General features: G+C 35.9%; 11 protein-coding genes. 10 read left to right on the top strand and 1 reads right to left on the bottom strand.

Annotated features, from left to right (window positions below):
* Window positions 1-45 precede the first annotated feature (45 nt).
* The 9 genes from opp3b (at window position 46) to cls (ending at window position 10228) form a co-directional block, all read left to right on the top strand.
* Entirely contained in the window at window positions 46-975 is a 930-nt protein-coding gene (gene opp3b, locus U8D43_RS05285) for an oligopeptide ABC transporter permease (protein ID WP_335869974.1), read from the top strand.
* Window positions 975-2006 carry an oligopeptide ABC transporter permease gene (gene opp3C, locus U8D43_RS05280; RefSeq protein ID WP_335869972.1) on the top strand — a complete coding sequence of 344 codons (1032 nt, stop codon included), beginning with the start codon at window positions 975-977 and terminating at the stop codon, window positions 2004-2006. Before opp3b ends, opp3C begins: the two co-directional genes overlap by 1 nt.
* A 20-nt stretch (window positions 2007-2026) precedes the next feature.
* On the top strand, window positions 2027-3097 hold the full coding sequence (locus U8D43_RS05275; RefSeq protein ID WP_335869970.1) for an ABC transporter ATP-binding protein: 1071 nt from the start codon (window positions 2027-2029) through the stop codon (window positions 3095-3097).
* Complete coding sequence (locus U8D43_RS05270; RefSeq protein ID WP_335869968.1) at window positions 3097-4041, top strand: ABC transporter ATP-binding protein; 945 nt, start codon at window positions 3097-3099, stop codon at window positions 4039-4041. The genes U8D43_RS05275 and U8D43_RS05270 overlap by 1 nt, the downstream gene beginning before the upstream one ends.
* A 540-nt stretch (window positions 4042-4581) precedes the next feature.
* Window positions 4582-5787, top strand: coding sequence for a putative glycoside hydrolase (locus tag U8D43_RS05265; protein ID WP_442893562.1), 1206 nt, complete (start codon window positions 4582-4584; stop codon window positions 5785-5787).
* A gap of 176 nt (window positions 5788-5963) precedes the next feature.
* Window positions 5964-6536, top strand: a complete 573-nt coding sequence (locus tag U8D43_RS05260; RefSeq protein WP_335869966.1) for a GNAT family N-acetyltransferase — start codon at window positions 5964-5966, stop codon at window positions 6534-6536.
* 244 nt (window positions 6537-6780) lie between these two features.
* Window positions 6781-7176, top strand: a complete 396-nt coding sequence (spxA, locus tag U8D43_RS05255) for a transcriptional regulator SpxA (protein WP_335869964.1) — start codon at window positions 6781-6783, stop codon at window positions 7174-7176.
* A 283-nt stretch (window positions 7177-7459) separates the two neighbouring features.
* Complete coding sequence (gene mecA, locus U8D43_RS05250; protein WP_335869962.1) at window positions 7460-8116, top strand: adaptor protein MecA; 657 nt, start codon at window positions 7460-7462, stop codon at window positions 8114-8116.
* A gap of 594 nt (window positions 8117-8710) precedes the next feature.
* Window positions 8711-10228 carry a cardiolipin synthase gene (gene cls / locus U8D43_RS05245; RefSeq protein WP_335869961.1) on the top strand — a complete coding sequence of 506 codons (1518 nt, stop codon included), beginning with the start codon at window positions 8711-8713 and terminating at the stop codon, window positions 10226-10228.
* A 282-nt stretch (window positions 10229-10510) separates the two neighbouring features.
* On the opposite strand, the gene U8D43_RS05240 is transcribed toward cls, so the two are convergent.
* The gene (locus U8D43_RS05240) at window positions 10511-10870 is read right to left on the bottom strand and encodes a VOC family protein (RefSeq protein ID WP_335869959.1); all 360 of its coding nucleotides are present in this window, start codon (window positions 10868-10870) and stop codon (window positions 10511-10513) included.
* A 139-nt stretch (window positions 10871-11009) separates the two neighbouring features.
* Between U8D43_RS05240 and U8D43_RS05235 the strand changes: the two genes are divergently transcribed.
* A complete protein-coding gene (locus U8D43_RS05235) occupies window positions 11010-12218 on the top strand; it encodes a competence protein CoiA (RefSeq protein ID WP_335869957.1) in 1209 nt (402 codons plus the stop codon).
* Window positions 12219-12252: the final 34 nt, after the last annotated feature.

The raw sequence follows: 12252 nt of genomic DNA, 5'->3' as shown, positions 1-12252 counted from the left end.
TTATGATATAATAAATAAAAAAATCTCTAAAAAGGGGGGCTCAGCATGGTCAAATACACAATTCAGCGTTTAGGTTATATGATCATCACTTTGCTCATCATTGCTACAGCTACTTTCTTTCTAATGAAGCTCCTTCCTGGATCACCACTCACAAACCAAGAGAGATTGAGTCCAGCTCAACAAGAAATTATTCTCGAAAAATACGGTTTAAATGATCCTCTCCCAGTTCAATATGTAAAATATATGGCTAATTTAGCTCAAGGAGATTTGGGTGTGTCTTTTCAGTATGATAACCGTCCAGTCTCAAAAATCATTACTGAGCGAATTGGACCTTCCGCACAGCTCGGATTCCAAGCAATGGTATTAGGAACGTTATTAGGATTAGGTTTAGGTATACTTGCAGCCATAAAGCACAATACATTTTGGGATTACGGCTCGACCATCATAGCGGTTATCGGTATTTCCATCCCATCTTTCGTATTTGCTGCGCTTCTTCAATATTACGTTGGGGTTGAATTACGATGGTTGCCAGTTGCGTTATGGGAAGGTTGGGAATACAGTATTCTTCCAACGCTATCTTTAACCGTATTTGTTATAGCACAGATTGCTCGTTTTATGCGAACCGAAATGCTTGAAGTATTAGGTTCTGACTATATTCTACTAGCTAGAGCAAAAGGGATTAGTCGTACAGCAATAGTGTTTAAGCATGCAATTCGTAATGCACTTATTCCGGTTATTACAATTATTGGTCCTATGACAGTAGCTCTTATGACCGGTACTCTTGTAATCGAGCAAATATTTGCTGTTCCTGGTTTGGGACCGCAGTTCGTATCGTCGATTAATACGAATGACTACACTGTGATTATGGGTACCACATTATTTTATAGTTTCTTATTCATCGCAGTTATTTTCCTAGTGGATATTCTTTATGGCGTTGTTGATCCACGTATACGTTTAGCAGGGGGGAAAAAATAATGGATATTAAAAAACAACAAGATACAGAACAAAACTTATCACCTTCCCTGTTTGAACGAACTGCTGTAAGTGACAGTGATGCAGAGGTGATAGCTCGTCCTAGTTTGAATTTTTGGCAAGATGCGTGGATCCGTCTGCGAAAAAATAAGGGAGCTATTTTTGGCATGATTTTAGTCATTCTCACGCTAATTATGGCCGTAGTTGGACCGTTTATGAATGAGTATGAGTATAGTGATCAAAATATACGTCATGCTAAGCTTCCACCTAAAATTCCTGTACTAGAGAACATTGAGTTTCTTCCATTTGATGGAGTAGACCGAGATGGTTTTGATTGGTACGAAGCAAAGGAAGTTGAAGTTAATTACTGGTTTGGAACTGACGACCTTGGTCGTGACATCTTTACAAGGACGTGGCAAGGGACTCGTATTTCGTTGTATATTGCCATTTTAGCTGCAACTATTGATTTATTTATTGGAATCGCATATGGAGGAGTGTCAGGCTACTATGGTGGTCGTGTTGATAATATCATGCAGCGATTTATCGAAATTCTCGTAGGTATTCCTAACTTAATTGTTGTAATCCTTTTCATTCTCATCTTCGAACCAGGTATTTTCTCAATTACGATGGCGATGGTTATTACTGGTTGGGTTGGTATGGCAAGGATTGTTCGTGGACAAATCCTCCAATTGAAAAATCAAGAATTCGTGCTAGCTTCAAAAACACTAGGAGCTTCTGGAAATCGTTTGATTTGGAAGCATTTACTTCCAAATGTAATGGGACCAATTATTATTACAACAATGTTTACAGTACCTGGTGCAATTTTTACAGAAGCATTTTTAAGTTTTATTGGATTAGGAATTCAAGCACCATTAGCTTCACTGGGATCATTGGTAAATGAAGGGTTCCGTTCTCTTCAAACCTACCCACATATGATGACTTATCCTGCAGTTGTAATTTCGGTAATCATTTTAGGATTTAACTTGATGGCTGATGGACTTCGTGATGCACTCGATCCAAAAATGCGTAAGTAAAAAAGGAAGGGGAAATAAAGATGACAAGATTATTAGATGTTAAAGACCTGCATGTCTCCTTCAAAACGCATGGAGGAGAGGTTCAAGCGGTACGTGGCGTTGATTTTCACCTTGATAAAGGGGAAACACTAGCAATCGTAGGAGAGTCGGGTTCAGGTAAATCGGTAACGACAAAAGCAATTATGCGTTTAATTCCAAACCCTCCTGGCTTTATTAAGCACGGTGAGATGGTGTTTGAAGGAAGGGACTTAGCAAAACAATCTGAAAAAGAAATGCAAAAAGTCCGCGGTAAAGATATATCGATGATTTTCCAAGATCCAATGACTTCGTTAAATCCAACCATGATGATTGGAAAGCAAATTATGGAGCCCTTACTGAAGCATCAAAAATTAAGTAAGGCTGATGCCCGTAAACGTTCTATTGAATTATTGAAATTGGTTGGGCTTCCAAATCCAGAAGCGCGTATTAAGCAATATCCTCATCAATTTTCAGGTGGACAACGGCAACGTGTCGTAATTGCTATCGCACTTGCTTGTAACCCGAAAATTTTAATTGCCGATGAGCCAACGACAGCATTAGATGTTACGATTCAAGCTCAGATCCTGGAGTTAATGAAGGACTTACAAAATAAAATCGATACGTCGATTATTTTTATTACCCATGATCTTGGTGTAGTAGCAAACGTGGCTGATCGTGTGGCGGTTATGTATGGTGGTCAAATCGTGGAATCAGGAACCGTCGACGAGATTTTTTATGATCCGAGACACCCTTATACTTGGGGATTATTAGGTTCAATGCCTACTCTTGAAACAGAGACTAAGGCAAAATTAACAGCGATTCCCGGAACACCTCCAGATTTATTAAACCCTCCTAAGGGTGATGCATTCGCTTTAAGAAGCGAATATGCTTTGAAAGTAGATTTAGAAAAAGAACCACCAATGTACAAGGTGTCTGATACTCACATTGTGAAATCATGGTTAATGCACCCTGATGCACCACAAGTTGAGCCTCCAGAAGCAGTAAAACTTAGACAGCGCACAATGCCAGCTAACTATGAAAAGCCTGTGCTATTCGAGGGGGTTAAAGCATAATGACACAAACAAATGAAAAGTTACTTGAAATAAAAAATTTAAAACAATATTTTAATTCAGGAAAACCTAATATGGTAAAAGCTGTTGATGATATCTCTTTTGATATTTATAAGGGAGAAACCTTAGGGTTAGTTGGTGAGTCAGGTTGTGGTAAGTCAACTACAGGGCGGACGATTATTCGACTTTATGATGCAACGGGCGGAAATGTTGTATTTAAAGGTGAAGATGTTCATGGAAAAAAATCTAGATCGCAATTGAAGAAATTCAATCAAAAGATGCAAATGATCTTCCAAGATCCATATGCGTCGTTAAACCCACGTATGAAGGTAGCAGATATTATCGCTGAAGGTATTGATATTCACGGATTAGCCAAATCGAAAGAAGATCGTATGAACAGAGTATATGATCTTCTTGAAACAGTAGGGTTAAACCGTGAACATGCGAACCGTTATCCACATGAATTCTCTGGTGGTCAGCGTCAACGTATTGGAGTTGCACGTGCCTTAGCGGTGGATCCTGAATTTATTATTGCGGATGAGCCTATTTCTGCTCTTGATGTATCTATCCAAGCACAGGTAGTGAACTTACTGAAAGATCTACAACAAGAAAAAGGTTTAACTTTCTTGTTCATTGCCCATGATCTATCCATGGTCAAATACATTAGTGATCGAATTGGCGTTATGTATTTTGGAAAGCTTGTAGAAATTGCGCCAAGTGACGTATTATATAAGAACCCATTACATCCCTATACGCAGTCACTACTATCTGCCATTCCACTGCCAGATCCTGATTATGAACGCTCACGTACAAGAAAATCATATGATCCAGCGGTTCATAATTACACCCAAGAAGACCAAGTAGAAATGAGAGAAGTTGCACCGGGTCACTATATTTACTGTTCGGAAAAAGAATTTGCCCAATACCAAGCTCAATATAGGCATTAATAAAACGATCTCTTTGAGATCGTTTTTTCTTCATTATTCAATTTTTTTGTATAAAATTGAGTATTTATGAATATATGTATTACTTAGCTAATCTAAAATAAAATACGCCTTCTATCTTTATTGAGATTAATATGGATTTTATCCTGGTAAACAGTTGCGATGGATTCATCGTCAGGGAGTTCTTCGTTTACATTGTTGGTAGTTAAGTTAATTTTTAGATGAAGTCCTCCATTTTGGTGATAATACTCATCAAAAATAGACGAAAGATTCCCTGAGACAAAGCGATATCATCGTTTATAGACTGGTTCGAAAAGCAACAATCTTTGCCAAAACAGCCTATTTAATTTAGAAGCCATGAATACTAAGAAAGAAACAATATTTCCTGGGGAAAATATAAACAATTGCTTGAAGGCTGTTTTACTTTTGTGAAAATCTTGATAGAATAATAGAGATTATGTTTTCCAACAATTTTCCACAAATAGATTGGAAAAATTACATCAGTTCTGTTTATACTAAGGGTGAGGAGAGATTAAATTGAAATTGAAAGAACTTATTAAGGTAATAGGAGTAAGTGTTCTGATCTTAGTGCCTTTCCAACAAGATGCATTTGCTGAAGAAAATGACCCTAAAGCAATGATTCTACACATGAAAAGAGAAAGCATGAAGGAGTCATCCCTAAAAGAGCTTCCTTCGAGAATGTCTCGTTTTGTTTATGATTCTGGTTTGGAGTTTACCTATCCAGACGCTGTTCGGGGAATTTACGTAACTGGCCACTCTGCTGGGGGCGGACGATTTGATGACTTAATTAGTTTATTGAACGAAACAGATCTAAATGCTATGGTCGTTGACATTAAAGATGATTGGGGTAATGTAACGTATAATCCTGAAGAATCATCCCCTTATGCAAAAGTGGGTGAAAATTTTATTAAAGACCCTAGAGCAATGCTAGAGACAATGGAAAAAGAGGAAATTTACCCTATAGCAAGGATTGTTGTGTTTAAAGACACTTTATTGGCTAAAGAGCATCCAGAATGGTCATTTAAAGAAGGAGATTCCGTTTGGAAGAATGGGCGGGGCGAATCGTTTGTAAATCCATTTCTAAAAGAAGTATGGGATTATAATATCGGGATTGCCATTGAAGCAGCTAAGCTCGGTTTTCAAGAGATTCAGTTTGATTATGTTCGTTTCCCAGAAGGTTTTGAAAGAAGGGACGAGGAACTTATTTATAGTAAAGGAGAGTTTGACAACTCTTCATCAGATAATGTACAAAAACGTGTAGATGCTGTAACAAGTTTTGTTGCTTACGCGAAAGAGCAACTTGAACCGTATGATGTTAACGTTTCAGTTGATATTTTTGGCTATACAGCTACCCTCCCAGAGGCACCTGGAATTGGACAAAACTTTTCGAAAATCTCTGAACATGTAGACGTCATTTCCTCCATGATTTATCCAAGTCACTGGACTTCTTATTTTGGCATTAGCAAACCGGATTTAGATCCTTATAACCTTGTCGTTGAGTATGCTAAGGTTGAAAATCAAAAGATAGCTGAACTAGATAATCAACCTATATCAAGACCATGGATTCAAGATTTTACAGCTACATGGTTAGGATCAGGTAATTATAAAGTATATGGTAAGGCTGAAATCGAAGCACAAATTAAGGGACTAAATGATCAAGGAATTAAGGAATATTTAATTTGGAATGCTGGAAATAAATATACAAAAGGAGTAGATTATACTCCTTAAACAAAAAACTCGGCGAGAAAGCCGAGTTTTTTTGTTCGGATTGTTTAATTTATTAAATTTAGGGAATATTACTATTGGTCTATTTGACTAATTAGTGAAAATTGTTATGCTTATAATAGGAATATCATCGGTTGAGTCAATAAGGTTTACTAAATAAGAAATAAAGGGAGCAGATTATGCATTGGTATGAAAAATTAAATCAATATTTTCCAATTGAAGAAATGAAGTCCAAGGAACACATGGAATCTTTATTAAAGGATAAGGGTGATATTTATCATAAGGATGAAGGGAAACACCATGTCCTAATGTATGCTGAACTTGAGGAATTCACTTTTATTGATTATTTATTTGTTTCAAAGGAATCACGAGGTCAGGGACTTGGACATAAGTTAATTGAGAAACTAAAAGCAAAGAACAAACCCATCATTCTAGAAGTCGAACCTGTTGATTACGAAGATACAGATTCAGAAAAACGGCTACATTTCTATAAAAGGGAAGGCTTTGAACATGCAACTAATATAGGATACCGAAGAAGATCTTTAGCAACTAATGAAATTAATCAAATGGAAATCCTTTACTGGGCACCTGCAGGGAACTCGGAAGAGTCTATCTTTGATGCAATGAAAAAAACATATCGTATGATTCATACATATAACGATGAAAAGTTTTATGGAGCTTCTTATCAACCAGTTGAAGAAGTCCTATCTTTAGAAGAAAATTCTGAAAAAGATCTATTAGAAGATATATAAAATGCGAGTGCATGTTTCTTCTTTCCTGAGTAAGGGTAAGGTAAAGTAGATTAACTTTTGTATTCGCAAAATGTATACACAAGTTATACAAAACTTGAAATAATTTTCGGAAAAACTATATTAAATGTTCATTAAATGAAGTATAATACTTAATAGATATTTCTTTTTAAAACTAATTATAATGTGGTTATATAAAAGAAATTTTTTAAAAATATACATTTTAATAAGGGAGTGTGAAGGGTTCATGGTAACTTTGTTCACGTCACCTAGTTGCACATCATGTCGAAAAGCGAAAGCTTGGTTGGAAGAACATGAAATTCCATATTCGGAAAGAAATATTTTTTCCGAACCTTTGAGCATAGAAGAAATAAAGGAAATATTACGTATGACAGAAGATGGAACCGATGAGATTATCTCGACACGTTCTAAAATATTCCAGAAACTTAATGTAGATTTAGAATCTTTGCCCTTACAAGATTTATTCGGATTAATTCAGCAAAACCCAGGTTTGTTACGTCGTCCAATTATTATGGATGAAAAACGTTTACAAGTCGGATACAACGATGATGAAATTAGAAGGTTTTTGCCAAGAAAAGTCCGTACATTCCAGTTATTAGAGGCTCAAAAGATGGTCAACTAATAAAAATACCTTCTTCATTAGAAGAAGGTATTTTTTTTTCTTAATCAGCAAGACTTGCACTTCACTACGCCATCCGGTAAAATGCAAACATTAGCTATGTTCTCAAATATAGGCATATAAGGATTTTTAGGAAATTAGTGATTTTTATTTCCCTTTCTTTTATTTTTATCATAAAATAGAAGTAGGAGAATTTAATCTTGAAATCCAATAACACATAGACTTAGCTATGCTTGAGGGTGTAGTCCCTTCAATAAACTATGAATTGAGAAGGGAGAGGTGAATAATGGAAATCGAACGTATTAACGAAAATACGGTTAAATTTTATATTTCTTATATTGATATAGAAGATCGCGGGTTTGATCGAGAAGAAATTTGGTACAATCGTGAAAGAAGTGAAGAACTCTTTTGGGAAATGATGGATGAGGTTCACCAGGAGGAAGATTTTATGGTGGAAGGACCACTTTGGATTCAAGTCCAAGCATTAGATAAAGGACTGGAAATCCTCGTGACTAAAGCCCAAGTATCACGTGATGGGCAGAAGTTTGAGCTTCCTATTCCAAATGAAAAGCTGAAAGATCTTCCGGTGGATGAGCGAATCGAAGAGTTTTTAGATGATCATTTTCAAATAAAACAAGAAGAAACAGAAGAAGCTGCTTTACACTTTATGTTGAAATTTGATCAATTTGATGATGTAGTTTCACTATCTCATCGAATTCAAGAAGATACGTTTAGTTCTAGTTTGTTCTCATTTGATGGCACCTATTATCTTTATGTAGAGTTTGATGATCAAGAATTTGAAGAGGAAGAAATCGATAATATTTTGAGTATCTTACTTGAATATACGATGGAGTCTCCTTTAACCGTGCACCGACTCAATGAATATGGAAATAGTATAATTAAGCAAGATGTATTTACGACCATACGAACATACTTCTCTTAAAACAACATGGTTTGCCGATTTCTTATTCAAGAAATCGGTATTTTTTTCATAAGGCTGTTTACGAAAAAATTGTTACTTTTTGTATCAGTCATTAAACTGTGACCAAGCTTGGTTTCGGATCATTTTTTTCCTAATTTTTTGAATATAATATTAGCAATAGTAGCTATTTCTCCGGTTTTATGGGTCAACAGCAACAAAATAAACGAAAAGGGCCCTTCATGCAAATGTAATTGTTTATCAAAACTTTTTAGCATACAATGTTGCTTTAAATTTAATAGTTAGTTAGTTGAATCTACCATTTTGACAGAAATTCCGTCCGAAAAGACGAAAAGATGTTAAGACCTCCTCATTTATGTGATATATATTGATGGGGAAAGAAACATTCTTTCTAAGAGGCTGTTTTCGCAAAGTTTGTGGCTTTTCGAATCAGTTTGTCATCTATGATATAGCTTTTTACCGGGAATCATTTCGTCTATTTTTAATGGAAATCAACAATGAAATGGAAAATTTAATCAAAAATAAGATGAATTAACCACAATGTATACGAAAATAGCCTTCTGAAAATAACCTATACTAAAAAACGTGGGAGTATTTATGAAAAATACAGTGAGAGTTCTCATATTTTTAACGATATTATTTGTTGTTTATTTTGTTTTAATTAATCCATATGTGTCAGGAGTTCTAAAATATGGAAGTGTAGTGTTCTCCCTTTCTGTTGGATTCATTGCTTTTGTGATTTTCTTTGAAAATCGACATCCGACCCAAACGTTAATTTGGTTAGTGGTCTTAGGGAGCTTTCCCTTTGTTGGGTTTGTATTCTATCTATTGTTTGGTCGAAACTACCGAAAAGAAAAAATGTATCGAAAAAAATATATTTTAGATAAGCAAACGTATTCAAAATTTGAACCCTCGATTAACAATATTGAAGAGCGCTTGAAAACGATACAAGCCCTTCACCATGATCGTCATCTAATTCTTGCTCAAAGAATAGGAAACAGCTCAATCTCTTTCCATTCATCAACGAAAATTTTAACTAACGGTGAAGAGACGTTTAATGCCCTTTTAAAATATTTAAATACAGCAACACACCATATTCATTTAGAGTATTACATTGTGAGACATGATCAAATTGGTCAAGAGATTAAAGACATACTTATTGAAAAGGCAAGGATAGGCGTAAAAGTCCGTTTTTTATACGATGCTGTAGGTTCTTGGCAGTTGTCTAACCAATATATTTCTGAATTAAAAAATGCAGGGGTTGAAATGATTCCTTTTGGCCCAGTAAAGCTTCCATTTTTGAATAATAAATTTAATTTCCGGAATCACAGAAAAATCATTGTCATTGATGGAAATATAGGGTTTATGGGTGGGCTAAATATAGGTGATGAATATTTAGGTAGAGACAAAAGCTTTGGCTTTTGGAGAGATACGCATCTAATGGTAGAAGGTGAAGCAGTTCGGACATTGCAGCTTATTTTCCTTCAAGACTGGTATTATATGACCAACGACAGTTTTTTGACTCCAGGATATCTTACACCCCGAAAAGAATCAGAAGGATTTCAAGATGGTGGGGTTCAAATGATTGCTGGAGGGCCTGATAATGAATTTAGCGTAATAAAAAATATTTTTTTCTCTATGATTTCTTCCGCCAAGAAAAGCGTTTGGATTGCTTCTCCATATTTTATACCTGACGAAGATATTTTTTCTGCTTTGAAAATTGCTGCATTAAGTGGAGTGGATGTACGTTTACTTGTGCCAAAACGGCCTGATAAACGAATTGTTTTTCATGCCTCCCGTTCCTATTTTCCTGAGCTGCTGGAAGCCGGTGCAAGAGTATTTGAATATGATAAGGGGTTTATGCATAGTAAAATCCTTATAGTGGATAAAGAGCTTGCTTCTATTGGAACAGCAAATATGGATATGAGAAGCTTTCATTTAAATTTTGAAGTGAATGCATTTTTATACCAAACAAGTAGCACAAATACTTTAGTTAAAGAGTATGAGCTAGATTTACTTCGTTCCTTTGAATTGACGATAGATGAGTTTTCTAAGCGCCATTATGGATATAGGATATTAGAGTCAACTTCGCGTTTACTGTCTCCACTTCTCTAACGTATTTGAACGATCAAGGCAATGGTGATGCCCTACTTTGATAGATAGGAATAGTAGCTTTATAGATTTTTATTCAAAAAACGGTGGCCGCATGGACTACCGTTTTCTTTAATTTTGGAGATTATGGTGGGGCTGCCGCCTCAGGGCAAGCCTTTTTCGCTTTTCATGATCTAGCTACAAAGGCTTTGAGGCTCGTGTCAAATGTCAGCCCACTGCGTGAAGCAGGCTTCACTACGTGATCTATCATTTGCCAGCCGCCTCAGGGCAAGCCTTTTTCGCTTTTCATGTTTGGCAGACCATTAGAATGTTTCCGTCGGGGTCTTGAATGGTGAACCATTGGTCATGTTCTATATCAGATATGAGTGTGATCTCTTTTTCTTTCATGAATTCGTAAGCTTTGTAGATATTGTCAGTGTTAAAGTGGAAGAGAGGAATGTCTTTTGTTTGAGATGGTGAGAAAATTTTACTATCTAAGACTAAGCTATTTTTATCTTCTAGGGGGATAACAAATAAATGTCCCGCAATGATTTCCTCACTATCGGCAGATAAGCCTAGCAAGTCACAATACCAATCTCTTGCATTATTGATCGAACGTACTGGTATAAAAACGGCTCCGATTTTATTTATTATAGGACTTACCACAACGATCCTCCTCCTTCCAATTATCCTCTCTCTCTATATAAATTCAATATTATAAAAGGAAATTCCTTTAATGTGAAGAAAAGGATTTTAGATGGTAGGTATAGAATGTTTAATGGACAATATGAAAGGTTGTGATAGATTGTTGACAGCTACCAAGGAGAATGGAGAAATCATTGTAGTGGCCTCATTTTCTAGAAAGGATTTAATGGCGTTGAGGGAAAAACATTTCTTTTACTGTCCGCAATGTGGTGAAAAACTAATACTTAAAGTTGGAAAAACTCTTATTCCACATTTTGCACATTACACTATCTCCGCATGTGTTGGATTATCTGAGCCTGAATCTGCCCTGCATTTACAAGGGAAGAAAGAGCTTTTTCAATCGCTGTCTCAGCAGAAGTTATCACCCAAATTAGAGAAAACTTTCCGGTCTATTCACCAACGCGCGGATATCTTTGTGGAGTACCAAGAGAATGGTGTAGCAATTGAGTACCAATGCTCCCCTTTATCAACAGAAGCATTATCTAAAAGAACAAATGGTTATAAATCCATAGATATAGATTCTGTATGGATTCTAGGTTGCTCTTATCAAGAGCGAAAAAAGATGCTCGCTCCAATCACAACTTTGTCAGAATCACAACTTTCCCTCCTTACCTATCACCCTCACAAAGGCTTTTGTCTCCCAATCTATTCTCCCAAAAATCCATTCGTTTTTTTTATATTAAATCCAATTCCCATAGGTTCTAAATTTCTTATTCAACACTGTCAACAATCACTAAAATTTCTTCGTTTTCCACCATCACCACCAAATGTGGCGAAAATGAAGAAAGCTCTTTTTCTGTCAATTTGGCGAAGGGAAAATGCTAAGTGGCTTCGCCGTAGAATACATCAAAAAAGAAAGTCAAGAGACCCATTTTTAGATTTACTTTATCAAGATAGAGAATATCCACTACTTCTTTCTGAGTATATTGGTGTTCCAGTTGAGTTTATGATTACTCTCAAAACTCACCCAATCATCTGGCAGTACTTTGTTTGGAGAGATAGTATGAAAGGGAGAAAAAGGGGGGAACAAATTCGATTAACTGATATCTTTAAAAATATGAAGAAAAGAATAGAAGGGGAAGAATTGCAATCTCGTGAGCTTCCTTTGTGCGAACTAGACTATAAACAAGCAGTGTATCATTATGTTCAATTTTTAGAAAGAGCAAAGGTGTTAGAAGAGATAAGGGGGGATACGTACATTATTTGTAAGGTGTTGAAGTCACCATCTACATTATATGAAGCAATCCGAAGGCAGGAAGGATTTTTTTCAGAGGAACAACATATATTAAAATTGTTCCCTTTGGAATAGAAGACTGAAAAATTGCAGGAAAATGAAAAATAAG

This window comes from Bacillus sp. 2205SS5-2 (assembly GCF_037024155.1).
Lineage (GTDB): Bacteria > Bacillota > Bacilli > Bacillales > Bacillaceae_K > Bacillus_CI.
Note: the sequence above shows the minus strand (reverse complement) of the source record. Positions and strands in the feature narration are given on the sequence as shown.

Bases quoted from the DNA above. Each gene is read 5' to 3' on its own strand.
- mecA (WP_335869962.1), top strand. From the start codon at position 7,460: ATGGAAATCGAACGTATTAACGAAAATACGGTTAAATTTTATATTTCT.
- U8D43_RS05275 (WP_335869970.1), top strand. From the start codon at position 2,027: ATGACAAGATTATTAGATGTTAAAGACCTGCATGTCTCCTTCAAAACG.
- opp3C (WP_335869972.1), top strand. From the start codon at position 975: ATGGATATTAAAAAACAACAAGATACAGAACAAAACTTATCACCTTCC.
- U8D43_RS05260 (WP_335869966.1), top strand. From the start codon at position 5,964: ATGCATTGGTATGAAAAATTAAATCAATATTTTCCAATTGAAGAAATG.
- spxA (WP_335869964.1), top strand. From the start codon at position 6,781: ATGGTAACTTTGTTCACGTCACCTAGTTGCACATCATGTCGAAAAGCG.
- U8D43_RS05270 (WP_335869968.1), top strand. From the start codon at position 3,097: ATGACACAAACAAATGAAAAGTTACTTGAAATAAAAAATTTAAAACAA.
- cls (WP_335869961.1), top strand. From the start codon at position 8,711: ATGAAAAATACAGTGAGAGTTCTCATATTTTTAACGATATTATTTGTT.
- opp3b (WP_335869974.1), top strand. From the start codon at position 46: ATGGTCAAATACACAATTCAGCGTTTAGGTTATATGATCATCACTTTG.